The 25,498-nt window shown below is 71.1% G+C and carries 25 protein-coding genes; 4 read left to right on the forward strand and 21 right to left on the reverse strand.

Annotated elements, in window-relative coordinates:
* Positions 1-34: 34 nt before the first annotated feature.
* From MW290_RS31965 to MW290_RS31990, 6 genes are all read right to left on the reverse strand, one after another.
* Entirely contained in the window at positions 35-1,624 is a 1,590-nt protein-coding gene (locus MW290_RS31965) for a Y-family DNA polymerase (RefSeq protein WP_250198358.1), read from the reverse strand.
* On the reverse strand, positions 1,584-2,381 hold the full coding sequence (imuA, locus tag MW290_RS31970; protein ID WP_250198359.1) for a translesion DNA synthesis-associated protein ImuA: 798 nt from the start codon (positions 2,379-2,381) through the stop codon (positions 1,584-1,586). The genes MW290_RS31965 and imuA overlap by 41 nt, the downstream gene beginning before the upstream one ends.
* Before the next feature lie 115 nt (positions 2,382-2,496).
* Positions 2,497-2,829 carry a DMT family transporter gene (locus MW290_RS31975; protein ID WP_250198360.1) on the reverse strand — a complete coding sequence of 111 codons (333 nt, stop codon included), beginning with the start codon at positions 2,827-2,829 and terminating at the stop codon, positions 2,497-2,499.
* Complete coding sequence (gene rsmG, locus MW290_RS31980; RefSeq protein WP_250198361.1) at positions 2,826-3,527, reverse strand: 16S rRNA (guanine(527)-N(7))-methyltransferase RsmG; 702 nt, start codon at positions 3,525-3,527, stop codon at positions 2,826-2,828. The genes MW290_RS31975 and rsmG overlap by 4 nt, the downstream gene beginning before the upstream one ends.
* Entirely contained in the window at positions 3,524-5,482 is a 1,959-nt protein-coding gene (gene mnmG / locus MW290_RS31985; RefSeq protein WP_250198362.1) for a tRNA uridine-5-carboxymethylaminomethyl(34) synthesis enzyme MnmG, read from the reverse strand. The genes rsmG and mnmG overlap by 4 nt, the downstream gene beginning before the upstream one ends.
* A gap of 83 nt (positions 5,483-5,565) precedes the next feature.
* Entirely contained in the window at positions 5,566-5,814 is a 249-nt protein-coding gene (locus MW290_RS31990; RefSeq protein WP_250198363.1) for a DUF2061 domain-containing protein, read from the reverse strand.
* Between the two features lie 113 nt (positions 5,815-5,927).
* Here MW290_RS31990 and MW290_RS31995 point away from each other — a divergent pair, with 113 nt between their 5' ends.
* Complete coding sequence (locus MW290_RS31995) at positions 5,928-6,215, forward strand: YkgJ family cysteine cluster protein (RefSeq protein ID WP_250198364.1); 288 nt, start codon at positions 5,928-5,930, stop codon at positions 6,213-6,215.
* Between the two features lie 38 nt (positions 6,216-6,253).
* Here the strand turns inward: MW290_RS31995 and MW290_RS32000 are convergent, their stop codons facing one another.
* From MW290_RS32000 to MW290_RS32015, 4 genes are all read right to left on the reverse strand, one after another.
* The gene (locus MW290_RS32000) at positions 6,254-8,377 is read right to left on the reverse strand and encodes a peptidase domain-containing ABC transporter (RefSeq protein ID WP_250198365.1); all 2,124 of its coding nucleotides are present in this window, start codon (positions 8,375-8,377) and stop codon (positions 6,254-6,256) included.
* A gap of 5 nt (positions 8,378-8,382) precedes the next feature.
* Positions 8,383-9,606, reverse strand: coding sequence for an HlyD family secretion protein (locus MW290_RS32005; RefSeq protein WP_250198366.1), 1,224 nt, complete (start codon positions 9,604-9,606; stop codon positions 8,383-8,385).
* A gap of 61 nt (positions 9,607-9,667) precedes the next feature.
* The gene (locus tag MW290_RS32010; protein WP_250198367.1) at positions 9,668-9,835 is read right to left on the reverse strand and encodes a hypothetical protein; all 168 of its coding nucleotides are present in this window, start codon (positions 9,833-9,835) and stop codon (positions 9,668-9,670) included.
* A gap of 105 nt (positions 9,836-9,940) precedes the next feature.
* On the reverse strand, positions 9,941-10,654 hold the full coding sequence (locus tag MW290_RS32015; protein ID WP_250198368.1) for a helix-turn-helix transcriptional regulator: 714 nt from the start codon (positions 10,652-10,654) through the stop codon (positions 9,941-9,943).
* A 138-nt stretch (positions 10,655-10,792) separates the two neighbouring features.
* On the opposite strand from MW290_RS32015, the gene MW290_RS32020 reads away from it, so the two are divergent.
* On the forward strand, positions 10,793-11,173 hold the full coding sequence (locus MW290_RS32020) for a DUF4902 domain-containing protein (RefSeq protein ID WP_250198369.1): 381 nt from the start codon (positions 10,793-10,795) through the stop codon (positions 11,171-11,173).
* 5 nt (positions 11,174-11,178) lie between these two features.
* Here MW290_RS32020 and MW290_RS32025 read toward each other — a convergent pair whose 3' ends face one another.
* The 7 genes from MW290_RS32025 to MW290_RS32055 all read right to left on the reverse strand — a co-directional run bounded on the left by MW290_RS32025 (position 11,179) and on the right by MW290_RS32055 (position 18,226).
* A complete protein-coding gene (locus tag MW290_RS32025; protein WP_250198370.1) occupies positions 11,179-12,360 on the reverse strand; it encodes an ABC transporter permease in 1,182 nt (393 codons plus the stop codon).
* Positions 12,357-13,118 (reverse strand): ABC transporter ATP-binding protein, encoded by a 762-nt coding sequence (locus MW290_RS32030; RefSeq protein WP_250198371.1) that lies wholly within the window; start codon positions 13,116-13,118, stop codon positions 12,357-12,359. Before MW290_RS32030 ends, MW290_RS32025 begins: the two co-directional genes overlap by 4 nt.
* Positions 13,115-14,578 (reverse strand): alpha/beta hydrolase, encoded by a 1,464-nt coding sequence (locus tag MW290_RS32035; RefSeq protein ID WP_250198372.1) that lies wholly within the window; start codon positions 14,576-14,578, stop codon positions 13,115-13,117. Before MW290_RS32035 ends, MW290_RS32030 begins: the two co-directional genes overlap by 4 nt.
* Positions 14,575-14,961: a glutaredoxin domain-containing protein gene (locus tag MW290_RS32040; RefSeq protein ID WP_250198373.1), complete on the reverse strand. Its 387-nt coding sequence runs from the start codon at positions 14,959-14,961 to the stop codon at positions 14,575-14,577. Before MW290_RS32040 ends, MW290_RS32035 begins: the two co-directional genes overlap by 4 nt.
* A 16-nt stretch (positions 14,962-14,977) precedes the next feature.
* Entirely contained in the window at positions 14,978-16,600 is a 1,623-nt protein-coding gene (locus tag MW290_RS32045) for a thioredoxin family protein (protein WP_250198374.1), read from the reverse strand.
* A 38-nt stretch (positions 16,601-16,638) separates the two neighbouring features.
* A complete protein-coding gene (locus MW290_RS32050) occupies positions 16,639-17,286 on the reverse strand; it encodes a YbhB/YbcL family Raf kinase inhibitor-like protein (RefSeq protein ID WP_250198375.1) in 648 nt (215 codons plus the stop codon).
* A 115-nt stretch (positions 17,287-17,401) separates the two neighbouring features.
* The gene (locus MW290_RS32055; protein WP_250198376.1) at positions 17,402-18,226 is read right to left on the reverse strand and encodes an HDOD domain-containing protein; all 825 of its coding nucleotides are present in this window, start codon (positions 18,224-18,226) and stop codon (positions 17,402-17,404) included.
* A 181-nt stretch (positions 18,227-18,407) separates the two neighbouring features.
* Here MW290_RS32055 and MW290_RS33205 point away from each other — a divergent pair, with 181 nt between their 5' ends.
* Complete coding sequence (locus tag MW290_RS33205; RefSeq protein ID WP_310740143.1) at positions 18,408-19,991, forward strand: methyl-accepting chemotaxis protein; 1,584 nt, start codon at positions 18,408-18,410, stop codon at positions 19,989-19,991.
* Positions 19,992-20,180: 189 nt separating this feature from the next.
* Here MW290_RS33205 and MW290_RS32070 read toward each other — a convergent pair whose 3' ends face one another.
* Genes MW290_RS32070 through MW290_RS32080 form a run of 3 tightly spaced genes read right to left on the reverse strand, consistent with a single transcriptional unit; the run spans position 20,181 to position 23,885 of the window.
* Complete coding sequence (locus MW290_RS32070) at positions 20,181-22,241, reverse strand: sensor histidine kinase (protein WP_250198377.1); 2,061 nt, start codon at positions 22,239-22,241, stop codon at positions 20,181-20,183.
* A gap of 15 nt (positions 22,242-22,256) precedes the next feature.
* The gene (locus tag MW290_RS32075) at positions 22,257-22,898 is read right to left on the reverse strand and encodes a MarC family protein (RefSeq protein WP_250198378.1); all 642 of its coding nucleotides are present in this window, start codon (positions 22,896-22,898) and stop codon (positions 22,257-22,259) included.
* A gap of 24 nt (positions 22,899-22,922) precedes the next feature.
* The gene (locus tag MW290_RS32080) at positions 22,923-23,885 is read right to left on the reverse strand and encodes a hypothetical protein (RefSeq protein ID WP_250198379.1); all 963 of its coding nucleotides are present in this window, start codon (positions 23,883-23,885) and stop codon (positions 22,923-22,925) included.
* 211 nt (positions 23,886-24,096) lie between these two features.
* On the opposite strand from MW290_RS32080, the gene rbp reads away from it, so the two are divergent.
* Positions 24,097-24,591: an RNA-binding regulator gene (rbp, locus tag MW290_RS32085; RefSeq protein ID WP_250198380.1), complete on the forward strand. Its 495-nt coding sequence runs from the start codon at positions 24,097-24,099 to the stop codon at positions 24,589-24,591.
* Positions 24,592-24,691: 100 nt separating this feature from the next.
* On the opposite strand, the gene MW290_RS32090 is transcribed toward rbp, so the two are convergent.
* A complete protein-coding gene (locus tag MW290_RS32090; RefSeq protein WP_250200152.1) occupies positions 24,692-25,498 on the reverse strand; it encodes an SDR family oxidoreductase in 807 nt (268 codons plus the stop codon).

The following is a 25,498-nucleotide window of genomic DNA, read 5'->3' on the forward strand; positions in this document are numbered from 1 at the left end:
CGGCCGGCTGGGAGGTGGGCAGCGAGGTCATGACTCAACCGAAAAGGCCGTGCAAATACCAGGAAGACGACCAGGCGGACGCCGGCTCGCCATCGGCCGTCTGGCGCCGCTCGCGGAACACCCAGCGCAGCCGGTGGTCACGGCCCTCGGCCACGTGGTAGTCGCGGCAGATCAGCGCTTCGTCGAACCAGCCGCTTTCGATGCGCTCGGCCCGCGTGCGCAGCACCAGCGGCCCGCCATGCACCGGCCGCCCACCCTGCTCGGCCAGCGGCAGCGGCTGGGGCAGCAGCCAAGTGGGGCGGGTGGGCACGGGGGGCACGGTGGCCGTGCTGGGGGTGGTGCTGGGGGCGGTGCTGCGCGGCCGTGCGGCGGGCCGCGGCTGGCTGCGCGCCGCCTGCAGCGCAGGTGCGGCCTGCATCGCCCGCTCGGGGCGGTGGTCGTCCTGCAGCTGCAGGCGGCTCACCCGCTCGGGGCCCAGGCGGGCGCTCAGGCGGTCGACCAGGGCGCTGACGGCCAGCGGGTCGGTGTCGGCCAGCTGCCCATCGGCCGCGGCCAGGGCCAGCCGGCCCTCATGGCCGGCCAGCGCCACCGCTTCGTCCAGCTGCAGGCGCAGGCCGTAGACCGGCGCCGGCAGCTCGGTGCGCTGCAGCCGCTCACGCAGCAGCAGCAGCAGCTGGGCTGCGTCGCGCGTGGGCTCGCCCATGGCCAGGCGCACCGGCGTGGGCGCCCTCGCCTGCCGGCCGCTGCTTTCATGCTGCAGCCACAGCGTGCAGCGGGCCGCGGCCAGCCACTGGCGCGACAGCCAGCCGGCCAGCGGCTGCACCAGGCGTTGCGCGGCGAACACCAGCATCGCCGCATCGTCGGCGCGGTGCACCAGCTCGCAGGCCAGCTCGAACTGCAGCGGCGGCTCGAACCACACCTGCGGATCGGGCGCGTCGCCATAGGCACGGTCCAGCGCCGCCTGCAGCGCAGCACCGCCGCGCCGCTGCAGGCCGGTGCGCGGCAGCGCCCGCACGTCGGCCAGCGTGTGGCAGCCGATGCCTTGCAGCAGCTCGGCCAGGCGGGGCGGCAAGGCCAGCGACTGCAGCACCGGCGGCAACGGCAGGCCATCGAGCAGGTGGTGCGCGGCCGGCAGCGTGCGGGCACGGCCCGGCTTGGCGCCCGGCGCCACCACGCGCGCCAGCAGCCAGGCGGCCGCGGCGGTGGGCGCCATGCCGATGCGCACATGCGCCCCCACCTGCTGCAGGCTGCGCCGCAGGCGCGCCGCCAGGCCCGGCAGGCCGCCGAACAGCCGCAGCGAGCCGCTGACCTCCAGCAGCACCGCATCGGGCCGCAGCACCACCTGCGGCGTGTAGCAGGACAAGGCCAGCGCCAGCAGCTGCACGAAGCCGGCCTCGGCCGCCTCGTCGCGCTGCAGCTGCTGCAGCCCGGGGCACAAGGACAGCGCGGTGGCGGTGCTCATGCCCGGCTCCAGGCCTTGTGCGCGCGCGGCGGCATTCACCGTGCACAGCCGGTGCTGGTGGATCACCGCGCGCGGCGGCGGCAGGCTGCCATCGGCCGGGGGCGGAAACGGCCCCCGTGCCTCAAGCGGCAACCAGGGCAGGTGCAGCGCGAGCCACAACATGGCCCACCTCCGCCGCAGGAACCGCTGCACGCCGCAGCAGGGGCGCCGCAGGCGGCAAGGACAGCAGCACCGGCCCGGCCATGGCCGGGCCACGCCGCTTGAAGGCATGCACCGACAGCTGGCCGCCGGGTGCCGGCTCGGCCCACAGCCGCAGCGGCGCGGGCGAGGCCTGGTGCCGCGCGGCAGGCGGGCGCAGCGCCCACAGCGGGCAGCCGCTGTCCTGCGCGGCCAGGTGCAGCCGACGCCACACCGCCGCCGGGGCATCGGCCCACCACAGCACGGCGGCGCAGCTGCGTGAGCGCAGCGCCTGTTCGGCCGCCCAGGCGGCATCGGTGAGCTGGTCGGGCGTCAGGCAGATCAGGCCGGCCAGCGAGATGCCCAATTGCTGCAGGGCCGGTGCGTAGGGCTGGGCCGGCGGCGAGATCCACACCACCGGCCGATCGGCGAAGGCGTTGAGCGCCGGCACCAGCAGCCGCAGCTCGCCCGAGCCGGGCTGGGCCAGCAGCAGCTCGGTCAGGCCCTGGGCGGGCCAGCCGCCGCCGGGCAGCTCGGCATCGAGCACCGGGTAGCCGCTGGGCAAGGTGCGGCCGGTGGCCTGGGCCAGCTCATCGCCGCGCCACAACAGGCCGGGCGCCAGCGTCGGCAGGCCGCTGCCGGCCGGACGTGAAACAGGCGTGCCCGCCGGTGCACCCACCGGTGGGCGGTGGGTGGAAACAGAAGGAAAAGCAGCGGCAACGGCGGCGGCGGGCGGGGACATGGCGAGGGGCGACAGCGGGAAAATACTGTACGTTTATACAGCATTCCAACCCCTTTGCCGGGCGCAAACCAGGGCGTGCACCCGGGCTTTTTTCCAGGGATCGCCGCCTCGGAATTCAGTGCCCGCCGGCCTTGGAAAACAGGTTCAGCACCACCACCCCGGCAATGATCAGCCCCATGCCGACCAGGCCTGCCGCGTCGATGCGCTGGCCGAACAGCAGCCACGCCACGGTGGTGATGAGCACGATGCCCAGGCCCGACCAGATGGCGTACGCCACGCCCACTGGCACGGTGCGCAGCGTGATCGACAGCAGGTAGAACGCCGCGAGGTAGCCCACCGCGGTGATGGCGGTGGGCAGCGGCCGACTGAAGCTGTCGGACGCCTTGAGCGCCGAGGTGGCAATCACCTCGGCGACGATGGCCAGGCCCAGCGCCAGGTAGCCGTTCAAGCCGGCTCCGTCGCCGGTGCCATCCAGACCAGGCAGCGCTGGGCGTCCAGGCCCGGCACCACCAGCGGCTGGGTGCCGGTGACCGCCACGCCCGGCGGCAGCACGGCCATTTCGTCATCGGGCAGCTTGCCCTTCATCGCCATCCACACGCCACCCGGTGCCAGGTGCTGGCGCGTCAGATTGATGAAGTCGACCAGCGACGCAAAAGCGCGCGAGGTGACGACGCCGAAGCCCGGCGCCTTCAGGTCTTCGATGCGGGTGTGCTCGGCTTGCAGCCGCCGCAGGCCCAGCTCGGTGGCCACCTGGCGGATGAAGCGGGCTTTCTTGGCCACCGCATCGACGCACACCACCGACAGCTCGGGCCGCAGGATGGCGATGACCACACCAGGCAGGCCGGCGCCGCTGCCCACGTCCAGTACCCGCTGCGCCGCGTCACCTCGCTGGGCGGCCAGCGCCTGCGTCAATGGCGGCACCACGGCGACGCTGTCCAGCAGGTGCTGCACCAGCATCTCGGCCGGGTCGCGCACCGCCGTCAGGTTGTAGACGCGGTTCCAGCGGCTGATCAGGTCCAGGTAAGCCAGCAAGCGCTCGGTCACGCCTTCCGCCTGTGCCTCATCGGCCGGCCAGCAGCCCAGGTCGCGGAGGCCTTGCTGCAGCGGTGCACGCAGCGGCGTCGTGTTCACGCTGCCGCTGGTCAAGCTGCGGCTCCGGCGGTGGCTTCCGAGAATCCCTTGAAGCGGCCCTTCTTCAGGTGCACCAGCAGCAGCGAAATCGCGGCGGGCGTGACACCGGAGATGCGCGACGCCTGACCCAGCGTTTCAGGCCGGTGCTTGCTGAGCTTTTGCCGCACCTCGAAGCTGAGCGCGGCCACCTGGCCATAGTCCAGTTCCGCGGGCAGCTTCAGGTTTTCGAAGTGGGCGGCACGCTCCACCTCACCCACCTGCTTCTCGATGTAGCCGGCGTATTTGATGAGCACTTCCACCTGCTCGATCACGTTGTCGGCCAGGTCGGTGCCCAGCTGTTGAACCAAGGTTTCACGTGAAACACCGGCTTCGGGCTTGGCCAGCGTGGCCACTTGCTCCACCGCGGCGAAGCTCACGCCCGGCCGGCGCAGCAGATCGGCCAGGTTGTACTCACGCTCCAAGGCCTTGCCTACCAGCCGCTCCGCGTCGGCAGCGCCCAAGATGCCGGGGTGCACCCAGGTGGACTTCAGCCGCTCTGCTTCACGTGAAACAGCATCGCGCTTGCGGTTGAACGCGGCCCAGCGCACGTCGTCCACCAGGCCCATCTTCCGGCCGATCTCGGTCAGGCGGGCGTCGGCGTTGTCTTCGCGCAGTTGCAGCCGGAACTCCGCCCGGCTGGTGAACATGCGGTACGGCTCGGTCACCCCCTTGGTGATCAGGTCGTCCACCAGCACGCCCAGGTAGGCCTGGTCGCGGCGCGGCAGCCAGGGTGCCTTGCCCTGCACCTGCAGCGCGGCGTTCAGGCCGGCGAACAGGCCTTGCGCCGCCGCCTCTTCATAGCCGGTGGTGCCGTTGATCTGGCCGGCGAAGAACAGGCCGCGCACCGCCCGCGTTTCGAACGAGGCGCTCAGCCCGCGCGGGTCGAAGTAGTCGTATTCGATGGCGTAGCCCGGCCGCAGGATGTGGGCGTTCTCCAGGCCCGGCATCGAGCGCACAGCGGCCAGCTGGATGTCGAAAGGCAGCGAGGTGCTGATGCCGTTGGGGTAGAACTCGTGCGTGGTCAGGCCTTCCGGTTCCAGGAAGATCTGGTGCGAATCCTTGTCCGCGAAGCGGTTGATCTTGTCCTCGATGCTGGGGCAGTAGCGCGGCCCCACCCCTTCGATCACGCCGGTGAACATCGGCGAACGGTCGAAGCCCGAGCGGATGATCTCGTGCGTGCGTTCGTTGGTGTGGGTGATCCAGCAGGGCACCTGCTGCGGGTGCATCGAGCGGTCACCCATGAAGCTGAACACCGGCACCGGGTCCAGGTCGCCGGGCTGTTCCGTCAGGCGGCTGAAGTCGATCGACCGGCCGTCGATGCGCGGCGGCGTGCCGGTCTTCAGGCGGCCTTGCGGCAGCTTCAGTTCCTTGAGCCGGGCGGACAGGCTCACTGCGGGCGGGTCGCCGGCACGGCCGGCGCTGTAGTTCTGCAAGCCCACGTGGATCTTGCCGTCCAGGAAAGTGCCCGCCGTCAGCACCACCGCCCGGGCGCGGAATCGCAGGCCGATCTGGGTGACGGCGCCCACCACACGGTCGCCCTCCACCATCAGGTCGTCCACCGCCTGCTGGAACAGCCACAGGTTGGGCTGGTTCTCCAGCCGGCGGCGCACCGCCGCCTTGTACAGCACACGGTCGGCCTGGGCCCGGGTGGCGCGAACCGCAGGGCCCTTGCTGGAGTTGAGGATGCGGAACTGGATGCCCGATTCGTCGGTGGCCAGGGCCATCGCGCCGCCCAGGGCATCCACCTCCTTCACCAAGTGCCCCTTGCCGATGCCGCCGATCGAGGGGTTGCAGCTCATCTGCCCCAGCGTCTCAATGTTGTGGGTGAGCAGCAGGGTCGCGCAGCCCATGCGTGCAGCTGCCAATGCGGCCTCGGTGCCGGCATGGCCGCCGCCCACCACGATGACGTCAAATTCTTGGGGATGAAGCACAGGACTCAAGCCAGCACCAGCCGGCTTGCCTTCAGGAATGGGAATGCCTCAATTTTAGGCGACTGCCCTGACCCCGGCACTGCTCACGCCACTTCAACCGCGCGGCCTTTGTTCCACGTGAAACACCGGCTCAACGCTGTACGACGGCGCTGCAACCAGGCCTCCACCTTCTTGTCATCCCAGTGCTTGTCGAAGAAGTAGTGCGCCACCATGTTCACCGTCGGCTCAATCAAGGTCACCGCGCTGGCGGCCAGCAGGTTGCCTGTCAGCACATAGGTGACGGTGAAAGCGATGCCCAAGTGCACCACGCCGAATGCAGCGGTCTTGACCATGGTTGTGCTCCCAAATGCGAATCAATCTTGATTGAGAGTGTGCGGGCAAACAGGGGACGCAGGCATCAAACCCACGCATCGCAGCGATAGCCACGGCCAGGGACAATCGGTGCGTGAGTGCCGCGCCACCCTCCCCCCAACCGACGCTGGCCTGCCGCAGTGGCTGCGCCGCCTGCTGCATCGCCCCGTCGATCAGCAGCGCGATTCCCGGCATGCCGCAAGGCAAGCCCGCCGGCGTGCCCTGTGTGCAACTGCTGCCCGACCTGCGCTGCGCGATCTTCGGCTCACCGCTGCGGCCGGCCGTGTGCGGCTCCTTGCAGCCCTCGGCCGAGATGTGTGGCAGCGACCGCACGCAGGCGATCCACTGGCTCAGCGCCCTGGAGGCTGCCACCGCCGGCTGAGGCGTGCCGCCCCCTGCCGCGGCTGCCACGCACACAGGCTAGCCGCGACCCGCCCCCACCGTGCGCAGGTCCTGCACCACCCGCCCCTGCTCCAGCACCACCACGCGGCTGGCGCTGGCAATGGTCTCGGGCCGGTGGGCCACGATCACGCGGGTGAGCGGCAGCTGGCGGATGCTCTGGTTCACCGCACGCTCACGGTCCACGTCCAGCGCGCTGGTGGCCTCGTCCAGCAGCAGCACCTGCGGTCGCTTGTACAGCGCACGTGCCAGCAGCAGCCGCTGCTTCTGCCCGCCCGAGATCGCGGCACCCATGTCACCTATCAGTGTGTGGTAACCCATAGGCATTGCCTCAATCTCGTCGTGCACCGAGGCCATGCGGGCGCATTCTTCGATCCACGCCGAATCTGGCGCCGCGTCGAAGAAGCAGATGTTTTCACTGATGGAGCCGGCGAACAGCACGTCCTCCTGCATCACCGTGCCGATCATCGAGCGCCAGCGCGCCAGGCCCAGCTGCGCCAGCGACAGGCCGCCCACGCTCACCTCACCCGCCTGCGGCGCATGGATGCCCAGCATCAGCTTCAGCAGCGTGGTCTTGCCGCAGCCGGAAGGTCCGACGATGGCCACCGACTCGCCTGGCTCGATCGCCAGCGTCACACCGCGCAGCACCTCGGGCTCGGCGTCGGAATAGCGGAAGCTGAGCTCGCGCAGCTCGATGCGCGCCGCCGCGGGTAGCGGCCGCTCCGCCGGCAGCTCGGGCTCGGGCGCCGCCAGCACGATGTCGGCCAGCCGCTCGCCCTGCAGCCGCAGCATCTTCAGCTCCACCGCCTTGTCGATCAGCGCGCTGAAGCGGGTGGCGAACTGCTCCTTGAAGGCGATGAACGCGAACAGCATGCCGACGGTGAAGTGCTCATCCATCACCAGCAGCGCGCCCACCCACACCACGGCCACGCGCTCCAGCCCGAACACCAGCTTGTGCAGCACGCTGAACAGCAGGTCGATGCGGCGGGTGGCGATGTCGGCGTTCATCGCGTCCACCACCAGGTTCATGAAGCGGCCCTGCCGGTCGGCCTGTCGGTTGAACAGCTTGATGGCCTGCACGCCGCGCAGCGATTCGAGGAAGTGGCTGGCCTTGCGCGACTCATGCACCAGCGATTCTTCGGTGGCCTCGCGCAGCGGCCGGAAGAAGGCCCAGCGCAGCAACGCATACACCGCCACCGCGGCCAGCACGATGGCGGTGAGCCGGCCGCTGTAGGCGGCCATCATCGCCAGCGTGGCCAGCACCATCACGCCGTCCAGCACCGCTTCCACGAAGCTGGTGGTCAAGGTCTTCTGGATCTGCTGCACCGCCGAGAAGCGCGACCAGATGTCGCCGGTGTGGCGCTTCTCGAACCAGGCCACCGGCAGCCGCATCAGGTGCGCGAACACATTGGACAGCCACTGCAGGTTGAGCGTGGCCGACAGCACCAGCACCGCCCACGAACGCACCGCGCCGGTGGCCACCTGCAGCAGCACCAGCAGGCCGAAGCCCAGCCCCAGCGTCACCAGCAGGTCACGGTCGCCGCTGACCAGCACGCCGTCCACCACCCACTGCAGCAGAAAGGGCGACAGCAGCAGAAAGGCTTCCAGCACCAGCGCCAGCACGAACACCTGCGCCATCGCGCGCTTGAGGCCGCTCACGCGGCCCAGCAGCCGCCGCAGGCTCAAAGGCTGGCGCTCCACCCGCGGCTCGAAGCCGCCGGCCGGCGTCAGCTCCAGCGCAATGCCAGTGAAGTGCCGCGACAGCTCCGCCAGCTTCAGCCGCCGCACGCCCTGCCCCGGATCGTGGATCACGGCCACGCCCCGCTGCACCGCCACCAGCACCACGAAGTGGTTCATGTCCCAGTGCAGCACGCAGGGCAGCTGCAGGCCGGCCAGGTGCTCGGGCTCGGCGCGCAGCGCCCGCGGCGCCAGCTGCAGCTCACCCGCGATGCGCACCAGGTCGCCCATCGAAGCGCCCTTGAGCGACAGCGAAAAGCGCCGCCGCAGCGTCGGCAGGTCGGTGTGCAGCCCGTGCGCCGCGGCCACCATCGCGATGCAGGCCAGGCCGCATTCGGCGGCTTCGGTCTGCAGCAGCATGGGCACGCGGCGGCGGGCGCGCCACCCGAGGTTCAGGCGGTCCAGCATCGGCGCTACACCCGCCCGGCCATGCCGAGCAGCGGCTCGAAAATCCACTCGATCAGCCGCCGGCGGTCGAGCTGCACGTCGGCTTCCAGCTGCATGCCGGGCAGCAGCGGCTGCGGCTCGCCATAGGCCTGCACCGTCTGCCGCTCCAACGCCACGGTCACGCGGTACATCGGCTCGGCCTCGGGCCGACCGGGCACCGGCGTGCGCGAGACCTGCAGCACCCGCCCCGGCTGGGCGCCGAACTTCTGGTACGGAAAGGCCTGGTAGCGCATCAGCACCGGCTGCGCCGGGCGCAGAAAGCCGATGGCGCTGGACGGCGCGACCAGCTGCGCCAGCAGCGGTGCATCGCCCGGCATCAGCCGCGCCAGCACGGAGGCAGCCGCCACCGACTGGCCCGGCTCGGCCGTCAGCGCGCCCACCACGCCGTCCTGCGGCGCGCGGATCAGCTGCTGGCGGCGGGCTTCGGTCTGCGCCGTGTCGCCGGCCAGGCTGGCGGCTTCGCGTTCGATCTCGCCCAGCTGCGATTCGGCCTGCAAGGGCAGCTCACGCAGCTCGGCCTGCAGCGCCGCCAGCGTGCGCGCCTGCTGCTGCTTTTCCTGCGCGAGCGCCTGCAGGCGCTCACGCTGGTCCAGCACGTCCTGCTGCTTGGCGCGCAGCTGCGCGGGGGCGATGAAATCCTGGTCGCGCAGCGATTCGAACTGCGCCAGCGCCTGCTCGGCCAGCTGCAAGCGCTGCTGCTGCAGCCCGGTGCGCTCGTCGAGCAGCGCGCGTTCTCGCGTGAGGTCACGGATGCGGCTGGACAAGGCGGCCACGCGTTCGTCGCGCAGCGCCAGCGTGCGCTCGGCAGCGGCCTGCAGGCTGCGGCGGCGTTCATCCAGGCTGCGGCGCACCGCGGCCTGGGTTTCGCCCTGCCCGCTGCTGCGGTCGAGCGTGAGCACGAACAACACGTCGCCCCGCCGCACGCGGTCGCCTTCGCGCACGCGGCGCTCCAGCACCACGCCGTCCTGTGGCGTGCGCAGCTCCAGCAGGCCACCCTGCGGCACCAGCTCACCGGACAGGCGGGCCTTGCGGGTGTAGTGCCCCAGGTACAGGAAGCTGCCGACGGCCAGCGCCGCGGCCACCACCAGCACGGTCAGCCAGCGCAACGACAAGGGCTGCGCCAGCCGGATGTGACCGATCCATTGGTCGCGCTGATGGTCCAGCGCTTCGCGCCGGAACAGGCTGGACACGGTCAGGAAAGTCTCAACGAGCGCTGCGGCCGATCAGGCGTGCAGCGCGCGGGGGTGTCGATCACCAGCCGCCGACGCGGGGCAGGCCACCGGTGACTTGGCTCAGCAGGCGCTCGTCCAGCACGATGGGGGCGGCGGGCTTTTGCGAGGTAGCACCCGTTTGCGGAGCGGGCGTGCGCACTTGCTGGGAAGCCTGGGCGGCAGCGGCGTTGAATTGCGATTGGGCCATGGGTCGACTCCTGGGGTTTAGAAGATGCGTCTTCACAACGACGCGTCCCTATTGCAGCAGTCGGGCCCATCACAGGTAACTGTAAGCTCTTACAGCTTGCGCCCTTCAATGGATCAAGCCTAGGCGCAGCGCCTTCAGCACCGCCTGGTGCTTGGTGGCGCAATCCAGCTTGTGCATGGCATTGTTAATGTGCATGACGGCGGTGCGCTGCGAGATCCCTAGGATGGTGCCCACCTCCCATGCGGTCTTGCCTTCCATCGTCCACTTCAGCGCCTCGATCTCGCGCACGGTCAGGGCCGGCCGCTCCGGCTGGCGGCTGGGCGGCACGAGGATGCGCAAGGCCGTGTCCTGCGCATGCACGGCAAACAGCTGCAGGTCGGCCACGATGCGCGTCAGCTCGCGCCTGTCCTCCGGCAGCGGCGCATCCCGGTCCACGCCCAGCAGGAAGTGTTTGCCTTCGGGCAAATGAAGTGCCATGGCCACGCCGGTGCGGTAGCCGAAGGCGGCCTGCTCTTCCCACAGGTCGCCCAGGCCGGTCTTCAGGTAGGTGTCCTGCGACCATACCAGCGGCACGCTCTGGCGCTTCAGGTGCTGCAGCACGGGGTCGCGGCGCGAATCGGCCACACGCTGGTAGGCCTCCTCGTAGCCCGGTGGGGTGTTGCCCACCGCGATGAAGTCGGCATCCTGGCCGTGCTGTTCCACCACGGTCACCGCGCTGACCGTGTTGAAGCCGATGTCCTGCGTGAAGCGCAGCACCGCGCTCCTGAATTCATCGACGTCGCGGGCTTCGAGCACCGCGAGATAGTGGCCCTGCAGCATCAGACTTCCTGCACCGATCTCTGTGGCACCTGCATCCTGTCAAGGTTTACAGCTTGATGCGTCGTGGCCGATGACCAAGACTGCCACCCTGTCGCCAAGCTCCTCCGGCCAGCCCACCTCTCAATTTCCCGAAAGACGATGACACCCTCATGGACGCTGCATGCCTGGCCCACCGTATTGTGGCAGGCGACTTCCAAGCGCCACCTGCACTTCGTGCACCACGATACCCGCGTGATGTCGACCGGTGATGCGCACGCGCCACTGAGCGGCCACACCTTGTGGGTCGGCCCGCTGGGCGACGTGGATGCCGGCGTGGCCTGGGACTGGGTGCAGCTGTGTCCGGGCGTGGTGGCGATGGCCGACCCGATGTGCGTGGTGACCAACCTGCGCCTGGTGGACCCGGCCGGTTCGGTGCTCACGGCCTGGGAATCGGCCCGCCACCTGACCGAGATCGTGCACGGCCTGCCCTGGCAGGACGAGGTGGAACGGGCGCTGGGCGCCGCTGCACTGCTGAACTGAGGCCCTCACCGCACTGCCGCCGGCCGCAGGCGGCGCGCCACGTCGGCGATGCCCAGCGCGGCCAGCAGGCCGCACACGGCCAGCGGCGCCAGCAGGTCGGTCAGGGGCACCACTTCGGCTGCCAGCACGCGGTTCATCAAGGTCACCTGCCCCAGCGCCGGCACCCACAGCTGCCAGGGTTGCGGCCCGGCGTCGTTGAACAGTGCCACCAGCGGCAGCACCGAGACCAGCAGCACGATGACGGCCGAGTTGGCCTGCGCCTCCTTCACGCTGCGGCAGCGGATGGCCACCGCCATCAGCACCGCCGACACCGCAGCCGCCAGCGGCACCAGCAGCACCAGGAACATCAGCGCCTCGTGCCAGCCGTACTGGAACATCGCGGCCAGCGTCTCGCTGCGCAGCAGCCACTGCGCCGGCAGAAAGCTGAACGAGCCCAGCAGCGCCACGCCCATGGCCACGCTGGCCACCGCGGCCCACTTGCCCAGCACCAGCGCCAGCGGCGGCGCGGGGTTCATCAGCAGCGGCTCCAGCGAGCCACGTTCGCGCTCACCGGCGGTGGAATCCAGCGCCGCCGGCAGCGCGCCGTACAGCACCGCCATCAACACCAGGATGGGCACAAAGGCGGAGAGCTGCGCCGCCCGGCCGCGCGGCGTGGACAGGTCGCGCGGCTGCACGTCCACCAAGTCGAGCACCGCCGGTGAGGTGCCGCGCAAGGCCAGGCCCAGCGTGGCGCGTTCGTTCACATAGCCGCCCACCAGCCGCGCCAGCCGGGCAGCGGCCGATTGCGAGCGCGGGTTGGCGCCGTTGCTCACGATCTGCAGCTGCGGCCGCTGCGCGGCGGCCAGTGCGGCGTCGAAGCCCGGCGGCACCACCAGCACCGCATCACCCAGCCGGTTGCGGCGCAGCAGGTCTTCGTAGTCGGCCGGGGCCGGCACCACGCGCCAGGTCTGCCGCGCCAGATAGTTGGCCAGGCCGGGGGCCTGGTCGATGCCCAGCACGCGCACCTCGCGCTGCTCGGCCCGCTGCTCCATGTCGGCCATCAACACCGACAGCACCACCAGCAGCACCGGCCCCACCGCCACCGAGCTGAGCAGCACCGTGGCCAGCGTGCGCCGGTCGCGCAGCGCGTCCAGCAGCTCCTTGCCATAGACCACCCAGGCCGCGGCCAGCACGCGCCCCAGCCTCATGGCGCCAGGGCCTCCGGCCCGAAGGCCAGGTGCACGAAGGCGTCCTCGAAGTCCGCCTGGCCGCTGCGCTGCAGCAGCTCGTCCACGCTGCCGTCGGCCACGGTGCGGCCGGCCGACACCACCACGACGCGGTCGCACAGCCGCTGCACCTCTTGCATGATGTGGGTGGAAAACACGATGCACTTGCCTTCGTCGTCACGCAGCCGGCGCAGGGCCTCGCGCAGCGCGCGGGTGGCCAGCACGTCCAGCCCGTTGGTGGGTTCGTCCAGGATGATGTTGGCCGGGTCGTGCACCAGCGCACGGGCCAGCGCGGTCTTCATGCGCTCGCCCTGGCTGAAGCCGTCGGTGCGGCGGTCCAGCAGCGGCACCATGTCCAGCACCTCGGCCAACACCTCCACCCGCTGCAGCGCGGCGGCGCGGCTCACCCCCTGCAGCCGGCCGTAGTACACGATGTTCTCGCGCGCGGTCAGCCGCGGGTACAGCCCGCGCGCATCGCTGAGCACGCCCATGCGCGCCAGCGCGCGCTGCGGGTCCACCGCCACGTCGATGCCATCCACCAGCACGCGGCCTTCGTCAGGCACCAGCAGGCCGGCCACCATGCGCAGGCTGGTGGTCTTGCCGGCGCCGTTGGGGCCCAGCAGGCCGGTGATGCAGCCGTCGTCGGCACGAAAGTGCACGCCGTCCACCGCCTGCACCTGGCGGGCGCTGCGGCCACGGCCGCTGCGAAAGCCCTTCTTCAGGCCCTGCACCTCGATCATCGGCGCGGCTCCGGGGCTGATGCCGGGGACGTCGATGACATAGAGAAAGGCAGCGGCGCCGGCACCTGCACCGCGCAGGCGGCATCGGCCGCCACCCGCTCCAGCGCCGCGGCTTCGTCGGCGGTATCGACGAAGCGGTAGAGCACGTCGCGCATGCAGGGCAGCATGGCCACGCCGTGGCCGGCGTTGGGCACCACCACATGGCGGGCGCGCGGGCCCAGCGCAGCGGCCACGCGCTCGCCATGGCGGGGCGGCGTGGCCGGATCCAGCCCGCCCGAGAGCAGCAGCACCGGCACCGGCGCGCGCGGCAGATGGTAGAAGGCGGGGGGCACGCTGCCGCGCGGCCAATCGGCACAGGCGTCGCGGTAGCGGCGCAGCAGCGGGTCTTCATCGGCAGCGGGGGGTGGCAGGCGCGGGGCGTCCTCGGCGCACACCACCGAGAAGTGCATGCCCATGGCCACGCCGGTGCCGCGACGGCCGGTGGCGGCATGGGCCAGGCCGGCCAGCGGTTCCAGCCGGCCGCGGGTGGCTTCGTCCATGGCCTGCGGCAGCGCCGAGGCCAGCACCGGCGAATACAGCGGGCCGCGCAGCACCGTGTCCAGCACTTCGGCGGTCACGGTCTGGCGCTCCGGCTCGCCCGTCACCGGATGGCGCACCGTCCATTCACGCGGCAGGCTGGCGCGCAGGCTGGCCCAGCGCTGGCGCAGCTCGGGGTGGCGGCTGCGGCAGTCGGCGTTCTGTTCGCAGCCGCTGAACACCGCTTCCAGCGCGCGCCGCTGGTCGGTGGCAAAGGCCTGGGGCAGCACCATGTCGGGCGGCGCCACGCCGTCCAGCACCACACGGCGCACCTGCTGCGGGTACTGGCGCAGCACCTCCAGCGCCAGCCGCGTGCCGTAGGAGGCGCCCACCAGGTTGATGCGGGCAGCACCCAGCTGCCGGCGCACCGCGTCCACGTCGCCCGCCGCGATCGGCGTGGTGAACTGGCGCAGGTCGCCATAGGGCAACGCCTTCAGCGTGGCCAGGCACTGGGCGATGCGCTGGCGCTGCTCGCCGCGCTCGAACTGCTGCGCCAGCGGCGCGCGGCCTTCATCGTCGTCGCACAGCAGCGGCGCGCTGCGGCCGGTGCCGCGCTGGTCGATCAGGACCACGTCGCGCCGGTTGAGAAAGCGCGACAGCATGCCGCTGATGGGGCCGGCCAGCTCGATGCTGCTCTGCCCCGGCCCACCGGCGAAGAAGAACACCGGGTCGGGCTGCTTGTTGCGGGCGAGCGCCGGCAGCACCGCATAGTGCACCGTGATGCGGGTGCCGCGCGGCTGCTGCGGATCCAGCGGGCGTTCCACCTGGCCGCAGCGGGCCTCGTGCTCGATGCCGTCGAGCCGGCAGGGGGTAAGCGCGGGCGCCGCGCCCACGATGCTGCAGGCCAGCAGTCCGGCCGCGGCCAGCGCCGCCCGGCGTTTCATTCGGCCGCTGGGCGGCCGGCCGCCAGGCGCTGCTGCAGCGCGCCGCTGGCCATCAGGCGCTTGAGGTCGTCGGCACCCCCGATCAACCGGCCGTGCACGAACACCATCGGAAACGTGGGCCAGCCCGACCACATCTTCAAGGCCAGCCGCTCACGCCAGGCGCTGAAGTAGCTGCCGCGCTCGATGTACTGGTAGCGCACGCCGGCCGCCTCCAGCGCGCGGCGGGCGCGCTTGACGAAGGGGTTCTGCGCCATGCCCACCACCACCACGGGATGGGCGTCGATGGCCTGTTGCACCTGGCTCACCAGCGCATGCTGGTAGCCGGCCACCACGTCGCGGATGGCGGGGTCCAGGCGGTTGTTGTCGAGCTGCAGGCGGGGCATGGGTCTCCTGAATGGTTCAGCCACGCGCGTTGCCGCGGCCGGCCAGCTGGCGGGCGATGCCTTCGCAGGTGGCGCGCTGGCCGTCGGCCGCCTCGCGGCTGGCGCACAGGCCGCTGAGCTGGGCCTGCAGCCGCTGCACCGCGGGCTCGGCCGCCGGTCGGTCGGCGGCCCAGGCGGCCAGCTTCTGGCCCAGGCGCTGCAGCGAACGGCCGCTGCGCTCATGGAAGGCGGCGCTGTCGCGCGCGGCTTCGGTGAACAGCTGCCCGGCCACCTGCTCGATGCGGGCCGCATCGGCCGGCGCCAGGTCCACCAGGGCCGACAGGTAGCCAGCGCCCCATTGCAGCCGCGTGGCCGGGCCTTCGCTGCGTTCGAAGGCCTGGGCGTACCAGCGCAGCGCCTCGTCGCTGCGGCCCTGCTTGCGCGCATTGCCGCCCAGCTGGCTCATCAGGTAATACGGTGCCGGGCTGCGCTGCAGGTTGGCCTTGAGCAGCGCATCGCTGTCGGCCCACAGACCGGCGCGCGACTGCACATAGGCCACGGTGGGGATGACGGCCTGGCGCTCGAACGGGTCCAGCGTCTCGCGGTCCAGCCGGGTGGCGAGTTCACGCACGTCCTTGACCAGCGGCTCGGGCAGGCGTGGCGACAGCGCATCGTCGGGCTGGCCGCTGCGGGCCAGCGACACGCGGGCATCGAGTGCGGTCATGCGGTCGCTGCGCGACAGCGTGGCGTCGTTCTGCAGGCGCAGCAGCGCGGCATCGAAGGCAACCGTCAGCTCGGCCCGCGCCGGACCATCGGCAGGGGTCAGCGCCTTCACCAGCGCCGGGGCGGCATTCACCAGCACGTCCATCTGGCTGCGCGCAGCGGCGGGGTCGGCCAGCAGGCGTTGCACGCGGCCGCGCATCGTGTCGTCGGGCTTCAGACCGTTCTTGCCGTCGGCGGCAGCGGCCAGGGCCTTGAGCAGCAGGCGGGTGCGCGCGTCATCTTCGGCGTTCGGGGCGCGCGCCGCGGCGGTGGCCAGCGCCGCCAGCACCGCCGGCCGTTCTGCCGCCGGCACCAGGCGCGATTCATCGATCTCCCAGCCATAGAAGGCCAGCAGCCGCCATTCACCGGCGCTCAAGGGCCTGCCGGCACGGGCCTCGGCCAGCACCTGCGCCGCGGGGCGGCCACCGGCCAGGCCGGCCTGCAGCATGGCCATCACCTGCGGCGCGTCCACCTCGCCGGGCAGGCGGGTGATCTCGGTGCGGTCGGGCTGCAGCAGGATCATGGTCGGGTAGCCGCGCACCTGGAAAGCAGCGCCCAGCTTCTGCGCGCCGGGCCGGTCGCCATCCACATGCACCGCCACGAAGCTGCGCGACAGCGCGGCGAAGTCCTGGCGGTTGAACAAGGTGGCCTTGAGCTGATTGCAAGGCGGGCACCAGGTGGCGCCCCAGTACAGCAGCACCGGCTTGCGCCCTTCCCTGGCCTGGGCAAAGGCGCGGTCGATGTCCGCATCGGCCGCCGCGGGCATCCACGCCACCTGGGTGGAAGGCAGGCCGGCAGCCAGCGCGGGCGCGCCCGGCATGGCCAACGCAGCAGCGCAGGCCAGGGCCAGCCCCGTGGCGCGTGTGATGCGGCAGAACCGTGTGATGGCGACCTTCATGCGCAACAGCCCCCGGCACACTCCGGGTGCCGGCCGGGCTATTGTGGCGCCAAGGGCACGCTGCCGCTGGGCGCCGTGGCGGCGGCGGGCGCTTCCACCTTCTCCGAGCCATCGGGCCGCTCGTAGGTGCCGATCAGGCAGCCCGCGGCCAAGGCCCGCGCCTGCAGCGCGGCCAGCACCTCGTCACGGCCGGGCGTGCTGCTGAAGGGCTCGCCCGGCCCCAGTGCAAACACCTGGAACACGTAGCGGTGCAAGCCGTGGCCGGGCGGCGGGTCGGGTGGCAACCAGCCGCTGCCCAGGAAGGAATGGCGGCCGGCATGGGCCTGGGTGCCGTCGTCGTCGGTGGCATCCAGCGCGCCTTCGGCCAGGGCAGTCTGGTCGGGCGGCAGGTCGACCACGATGCCGTGCACCAGCGGGTGAGGCGTGGGCGCGTCGGCGTCTTCCACGATCAGCAGCACGCTGGTGGCGTTGTCGGGCACGTTGCGCCAGTGAAGCGGTGGCGAGAGGCCCTCGCCGTCCGCCGTGTAGCGCGCCGGTATCGGCGCATGGTCGGCAAAGGCCAGGCTGCCCACCTCGATGGCGCCCAGGCCGCTGCGCAGCGGCGTGTGGTGGAAGACGGTCTGGTCCAGGCCGGCGCGTTGGTGGCGCAGCGCATGGCCCAGCATGCCGGGCAGTTTCTCCAACATGGCGAGGGTCCTTGGGGCAAAAGCCCAGTGGACCCGCGGCGCGCAGTGAGCGGCAGCACGCGCTTGCCCATTCGGGTGTCGGACGGGGCCGACAGGCCGACGCAGGCCCCCGCTCTCAGTGCTGGGTCGGCGCCGCCTCGCGGCCGGCCAACTGGTCGGCCACCTTGCGGGCCGCGCGCAGCATCAGGGTCTCGTCCAGCGGCACCTGGGGCGCCACATGGGCCACCACCTCTTCGAGCAGCTCCGGCGTGTTCATCTGCACATGGGCGACGACGGACAGCGCCAACACCGCCGGCCGCGCCAGCTGGGGCGGAAACGGCTCACCGGCCTGCGCCGCGACGTGGTGGCGCACGCTGGCCACCGCGGGGGCGCCCAGGCCCCAGCTTTCGCACAGCGCGGCACCCAGCGCATCGTGGCTGACGCCGAAACCCGCCTTCTCCAGCGTACGCAGGTCCACATCGTTGGGGGCGGCACGCAGCATCGCGCCGTAGTGGTCGCTGGCATGGCGCAGCAGCACGGCCTTGCCGCATTCCTCGAACAGTCCGGCCGAATGCGCGGCCCAGGCGTCCACGCCCAGGAACTGACCCATGCGGCCCATCAGCAGGCCGCGGCGGCCGGCGCGCTGCCACACCGGCTCCAGCAGCGGATTGGGCGGAAATGCCGCACGCAAGCCCATCTCGAAGGTGATGGCCGCCACCTCGCGCATGCCCAGGTATTGCACCGCCTGCATCACGGTTTGCACCCGCCCCTTGAGGCCGTACATCGACGAGTTCACCGCCTTCAGCACCGCGGCGGCCAGGGCCATGTCGGACTCGATCAGCTCGGCCGCGGCGTCCAGGTTGATCTCGTCATCGGCCAGCAGCAGGGACAGCCGCACCAGCGCCTCGGGTTGCGCCGGGATATCGATGTCGAGGTTGCGAAGGGAAGGATCGACGGACATGGGTCGGGCGGCCAGGGGCCTGGCAAGGGTGTGCCCCATCGTAGAAGCCCCCTGCTCCCTGCAAGCACCCGAAAAGCGCGGCGCCAGGCCGGCATTCCTCATCGGTCCGCATTTGTATCGTTTAAGAAACTGCAGAAATGAGCGATATCGCAAGGGTGCTTGAACCACCGGGATGCCCCGCATGAAAACTTCCTCTCTCTCCCTGCGCGCAAAGCTGGCTGCGGCCTTTGGCGTGCTGGCCGTGTTGGTGGCCGTGGTGTCTGCATTGGCCGTCACCGCGCTGGGCCGCAGCGACAGCCACTTCGAGACCTTCGTCACCAGCGACAGCGCCCGTATCCAGCTGGCCAACAACCTGCGCGCAGCCGCGGCCAACCGCGCCATCAGCGCCCGCAACATGGTGCTGGTGACCAGCGCCGAAGACGGGCGCGCCGAAGCCGCCGCCGTGCAGCAGGCGCATGGGCAGGTGCAGAGCGCTTTGGAAGGGCTGCGCGAGCGCATGACCGCCGACAGCGACGTGCTGCCCGCCGAACGGGAGCGCTTCGACCGCCTGGCCGATGTCGAGAAGCGCTACAGCCCCGTGGCCCTGCGCGTGGTGGCGCTGGCCTCCGGCGGCCAGCAGACCCAGGCCGTGCAGGTGATGAACCAGGAATGCCGGCCGCTGCTGGCCGAGCTGCAGCAGGCGGTGGACGACTACCTGAAGGTGCTGGGCGAAGGTGCGCGCCAGGGTGTGGCCGAGGCCCGCGACAGCTACGCGCACTTCCGCACCGCCCTGATCGCCGCGGGCGTGGTGGCGCTGGGCAGCGCGCTGGCCTTCCTGGTGCTGATCACGCGCCAGCTGCACCGCGCGCTGGGTGCCGAGCCGGCAGCGCTGGGCGCGGTGGCCGAGCGCGTGGCCCGCGGCGACCTGGGCGCGATCGAAGGCGCCGAGCAGGCACCGCCGGCCAGCGTGCTGGCCTCGCTGAGCCACATGCAGCGCAGCCTGGCCGGCCTGGTGGCCGAAGTGCGCAGCGCCTCCGAGGCCATCGCCATCGGCAGCACGCAGATCGCCACCGGCAATGCCGACCTCTCGCGCCGCACCGAGCAGCAGGCCAGCAGCCTGCAGGAGACGGCCGCGTCGATGGAGCAGATGACGGCCACCGTGTCGCAAAGTGCCGAAACGGCGCACCAGGCCACGCAGTTGGCCGCCGGCGCCAGCGGGGCCGCGGCCAAGGGCGGCGAGGTGGTGGCGCGCGTGGTGTCGACGATGGAGGACATCAGCAGCAGCTCGCGGCGCATCGGCGACATCATCGGCACCATCGACGGCATCGCCTTCCAGACCAACATCCTGGCGCTGAACGCCGCGGTGGAAGCCGCGCGTGCGGGTGAACAGGGCCGCGGCTTCGCGGTGGTCGCGGGTGAAGTGCGCACGCTGGCGCAGCGCTCGGCCGAAGCGGCCAAGGAAATCAAGACGCTGATCGGCGCCAGCGTCGAGCGGGTGGAAGCCGGCACGCGGCTGGTGGCCGAAGCCGGCAGCACGATGGAGGACATCGTGGCCCAGGTGCAGCGGGTGTCGGCGCTGATCGGCGACATCAGCCGCTCAGGCCAGGAGCAGACCACCGGCATCAGCCAGGTCAGCCAGGCGGTGAACCAGCTGGACCAGGTGACGCAGCAGAACGCGTCGCTGGTGGAACAAAGCGCCGCCGCCGCCGAAAGCCTGCAGCGCCAGGCGCAGCAACTGACCGAGGTGGTGCGGGTGTTCCGGGTGCAAGAGGCGGTGCACGGCTGAACCCGCGGGACAGCCGGCGCAGCGAGCTTGGGGGCCCAAAAAAAACGCCAGCATCTGCTGGCGTTGTCACTGTGGTCTCTCGCCTACCGGGCGGGACCAGAATCTTTTATCAATCTTGGTGTCGGTTGTCTCCTCAGCCCCCGTTCAGCAAACGCGCGCCGTGGCGGCCTTGCTGCGAGAACCGGGACTCTATGTGGCCGCTTCGCCAGCGTCATTGGTACTTTCCCCCGCGCTGTCGGGGCCTTGCAACGCCCCCCCAAAGTTGAAGTAGAAGCGTGCACCGCCCTGCGCCGGCGCTTCCGCCCGCACGCTGCCGCCGTGACGCTCGACGATGCGCCGCACGATGGACAGGCCCAGCCCGGTGCCCTGGAACTGGCGCGAAGGATGCAGCCGCTGGAAAGGCTGAAACAGCCGCGCCGCCCGGCGGGCATCGAAACCGGCGCCGTTGTCTTCCACCACGAAGGTGCCGGGCTGCGGATGCGCCGCCAGCCGCACCAACGGCAGCGGCACGTCGCGGGTGAACTTGGCGGCGTTGGACAGCAGGTTCATCAGCACCACGCGGGCCAGCGGCGCGCTGCAGGAGGCCTGCAAACCGGGCTGCACCTGCCACTCCACCGGCACCGCCCGCTCCAGCCAGGGCAGCTCGGCGATCACCTCGTGCGCCAGCGCGCTCAGGTCCACCCATTCGCGCACCAGCGGCGTGGAGCCGGAGCGCGCCAGCTCCAGCAGCGCCGTGACGGTGTGCGACATCTCGCGCGCCGCCCGGCCCTGCAGCGCCAGCCATTCACGCTCGTCGTCGGCCAGGCGCTCCCAGGCGCGGGCACGCAGCATGTCGGCCAGCCCCACCACATGGCCGATGGGCGTGCGCAGCTCGTGCGCCAGCTGGCGCGAGAAGGCTTCCAGGTCGCGGTTGTGCTGCTCCAGCTCGGCGGTGCGCTCGGCCACCTGGCGCGCCAGCTCGGCATTGCGGCTCAGCAGCATCTTCTCGGTGCGCTTGCGCAGTGTCACGTCGCGGCCCACGCCCTGGTAGCCGAGGAAGCGCCCGCTGTCGTCGCGGCGCGGTCGGCCGCTCACCGAGATCCAGCGCACGCCGCGGCCGGGCACCCGCACCGCGTACTCGAAGTTGCTGAAAGCCTGATGCGCCTGCAGGCAGCGGCGGTGGCGCTGCCATTCCTCTTCACTCGCGCCGTCGGCGTAGGCATGCCAGCGGGTGCGGCCGATGTAGCGGCGCGCGCCGGTCTCGCCCAGCAGGTCGGTCAGCATGTCGCCCACTTCCACGAAGCGGTGCTGCTCGTCGGTCTCCCAGTACCAGTCGGCCGACAGCTCGTTCATCACCGCATAGCGGCGCTCGCTGGCCCGCAGCCGGCGAAAGGCCAGCCGTTCTTCGGTGATGTCTCGGCCCACGCCTTCATAGCCGACGAAGTGGCCCAGCTCGTCGCGCCGGGCCGCGCCGGTGAGCGTGATCCACACCGGCGAGCGGCCGGGCCGGCGCACCTCGATCTCCACGTCGCGGAACGGACGCCGCATGTGCATGGGCTCCAGCAGCGCCGACCAGCCCGCTTCCGGCGGCTGGAAAAAGGGCAGCGCGTCGTAGCGGTGGCCCAGCAGCTGGTGCGGCTCCAGGCCCAGCTTGCGGTGCGAGCCCAGGTCGTCCGACAGCCAGCTGATGCGGTGCTGCGGATCGGTCTCCCAGTACCAATCGCCCGACAGGCGCACCCGCGCATGCCAGCGGCGCTCCCGCTCGCCCAGCAGCTGCTGCACCTCGGCCGCGGCGGCATGCAGGGGCGTGGCGCCGCGGTCGCTGGTGCGGCGAAGGGCCTGGATCGCGCCGGTGAGGTCGTCATTGCGCAGGCGCTGCACGAACTGCTGCACCGCGGCGGTCGCCATCGACAGCTGGCTCATCACCCGGTACAGCGCCAGCAGCTGCACGCAGGACGCGCCGGCCAGCGCACACCAGACGGCCACACGCACCGGCGGCGCCAGGGGCGCGGACAGTGCCGCCCAGGTGCCGCCGCCAAGCACCGCGGCCCCCGCCGTCATCGCCGCCGCCGGCCAGCGCAGGCCGAGCTGGCGCCAGCGAGAAGGCGCCAGCGGCGCGCGCGGCGGGCGGGTGCGGTAGTCGAGCAGCGTGTTCAGGCTGTCGCCGTCGGCGGCCAGCGTCTCCTGGGTCGGCAGCGTGGTCAGGTCGGGCTCGCCGGCGGCAGGCCGGCGGCCGGTGGCACGGCTGCGCTGGTAGGCGGAATCGGGCAACGCGCACATCGCGCGTCAACGTGCCAGGTGCGAGGCCAGCACGGGGAACAGCTTGATCAGGCCATCCGCCAGCAGTTCCACCGCCATCGCGGCCAGGATCAGGCCCATCAGCCGCGTCATCACATTGATGCCGGTGCGGCCCAGCACGCGGGCGATGCGCCCGGCCGCCGAGAACACCACGAAGGTGGCCAGCCCGATCACCACGCCGTAGCCCACCAGCACCGCATGCTCGAACAGTGTGCGGGTCTTCTCGGCGTAGATCACCATCGTGGAGATGGTGGCCGGCCCGGTGAGCAACGGCACCGTCAGCGGCACCACCGCGATGCTGGCGCCGGCGTCCACCTTCTGCTCGCCTTCGGCCACGTCGCTGGGTTTGGTCTCGGGCTGCTGGGCATTGAGCATCTGCAGCGAGCTGATCAGCAGCAAGGTGCCGCCGCCCACCTGGAACGACGCGATGCTGATGCCGAAGAACTCGATGATCTTGAGCCCGGCGATGGCACTCACGGCGATCACGCAGAAGGCGCTGAAGCTGCTGACGCGGATGGTGTTGCGCCGCTGCGCCCGGCTGAAGTGCTGGGTGAAGCTGATGAAGAACGGCACCGCGCCGATCGGATTCACGATCGCCAGCAGGGCGATGAGCGGCTTCAGCAGGTCCATGGTCGGCCGATCGTATACGAGCGCTTACTCCGCACCCTGGGCCTCGGTCGCCGGCAGTGGCGCCGGCGCATCGGCCGCGACCGCCAGGTACAGCGCGCAAACGCCCCGCAGGTACACCAGGCCCGGCAGGGCCAGCGCCAGCACGAACACCAGGCCACCGCCCACCAGCGCCGCGACGCCATGCGGCGTCTGCGTCACCGGCACGCCCGCTGGCGCCAGGCTGCGCAGCCCGTAGCCGAAGAGGCCCGCCATCAACTGCTGCGGCGGCACGTCGACACCCGTGACCAGCACCGCCATGGCAGACACGGCGCGCCCGCCGGTGAGCACCACGAAAGTGGAAAGCGCCGCCACCGCCGCCGTGAGCGCGCCCAGCGCCGACACCATCAGCGCCGACAGCAGCAGCCGCTCACGCGCCTGGCGCAGCAGCATCGCCAACGTCTGCCGCACCGTGCAGCCCGCCCAGATGGCCGGTGCGGCCAGGGGCCCCACCACCGCGCCCATCACCAGCGCCGCCAGGCCCAGCAGCAGCACGCCCAGGGGCACCGCGAAGGCGAACAGCACCGGGCCGGCGGTGGGCAGTCGCGCCGCGTACAAGGCGGCAGCCACCAGGCCGACCGCCACCGCCACCAGGCCGAAGGCCAGCAGCAGCACGGCCAGCAGCCGGTGGCCGAGCGCGAGCGCATCGCGCAATGCGTCGCCCACCTCGCGCACCGGGCGGCCGAGGGCATGGTCCATCAACAGCAGGCCCGTCGTGTTGCTGCCGTAGAAGGCGACGAACAGCGCCGCACCGCCCTGCACCACCGCCCAGGCGGTGGCGCCGGCACTGAGCGAGGAGCCGGCCATGGCCAGCAACAGCCCGGCTGCGCAGAAGGTGAATAAGAGCGCGAAGAGGGCGCGCCCCTGCCGAACGGCATCGACGCAAGCCAGCAGGCGGGACAGCGCCGCCAGCGGATCACCCTGCGGAAGCCCGCTGGTCGTAGGTCTCATGACGGGATCGATGATAAGTCCCTGTTTCGGGGCTCACCCCTCATTGGTGCGTCGCTCAGAAAACAACAGTTGACAAGCAAGCGCTTGCGCATTTTTCGGAAGTTCTTTGTTAACCTTGCGCTCTCCGGGTATGGATGCGGCGCCTTCGCTTGAATGTTTCACGACGGGTTGAAGCTCCACATGGTGTTCTGTTAGAAGGAAGGTGTTCCCCATGGGAAACAAGCTCTACGTCGGAAACCTCGCATACAGCGTGCGCGACGAATCCCTGCATAGCGCATTCGTGCAATTTGGTACCGTGACGTCGGCCAAGGTGATGATGGACCGGGAAACCGGCCGCTCCAAGGGCTTTGGTTTCGTCGAAATGGCCTCCGACGCCGAAGCGCAGTCGGCCATCAACGGCATGAACGGCCAGGCCCTCGAAGGCCGCGCCATCGTCGTGAACGAGGCCCGTCCTCGTGAAGAGCGTCCGGGCGGCTTCCGCAGCGGCGGCGGCGGTGGTGGTTACGGCGGCGGCGGCGGTGGTGGCGGCTACGGCGGTGGTGGTGGCGGCGGTGGCCGCAGCCCCTACGGCAGCGGCGGTGGCCGCGGCGGCTACGGCAGCGGCGGTGGTGGTGGCGGCGGCTACGGTGGTGGCGGCGGCGGTGGCCGCGGCGGCTACAGCGGCGGTGGCCGTGGCGGCTACGGCGGCAACAGCGGCGGCTACTGATCCATCCGGCCCCTTCGCGGGGGCCACACGCAAGAAGGGCGCAGGTGACTCACCGGCGCCCTTTTTTCATGGCCGCGCATGCCCCACGCGGGGGCGCGGCTCAGCTGCCCTGGCGCGGCTTGCGGCCCCTGCCTGCCACAAGCCGATCGAAAAGCCCATTGGGCAAAATCCGCATCAGCTTGGCCACGACGCCCATCTGCCAAGGTATGACGCGATAACTGACACCGTCTTTGATCGCCTCGTACGCACGATCGGCAAAATCGTCCGGGCTCATCAAAAACGGCATCGAATAGGGATTGCGCTGCGTCAACGGGGTATCGATGTATCCCGGCGCCACCGTCACCACCTTGACACCAAAGGGCCGGCAATCCCCGCGAAGGCTTTCGCAATAGCTGACGACTGCCGCCTTGCTGGCGCAGTAGGCGCCATGTCCGGGTAAACCCCTGATTGCCGCCACGCTGGCAATGCCCACCAGCGTGCCGCTGCGCCGCTCGCACATCGGCGCGATGAACGGGTGGAAGGTGGCAGCCATCCCCAGGTTGTTGGTTTCCAGCGTCGCCCGCATCACCTCCAGGTCGGCCTCGATCGCCGAATCCATGCCGATGCTGATGCCGGCGTTGGCAATCACCACATCGGGCAGGCCCTGCTGCGCGATGCAGGCCTTGCCCGCCGCCACGATGTCGGTGGTCTGCCGCACGTCGGCGGCGTAGACGGCCCAGGTGCCTTCGGCCAGCCCTTGCGCCCGTGCCCAGGCGGCGGTTTCTTCGGCGCGCCGCGCCACCAGCGCCAGCCGCCAGCCCGCGGCATGGAAGCGCCGGGCCAGCGCCTGGCCGATGCCGCTGGAGGCACCGGTGATGAAGACGAGCGGCGGCTGCCGGCTGTCGACCCGAGGCGCGGCGCCTGCCAT

The organism is Aquincola tertiaricarbonis, from assembly GCF_023573145.1.
In the GTDB taxonomy this organism is placed as follows: Bacteria; Pseudomonadota; Gammaproteobacteria; order Burkholderiales; family Burkholderiaceae_C; genus Aquincola; species Aquincola tertiaricarbonis_B.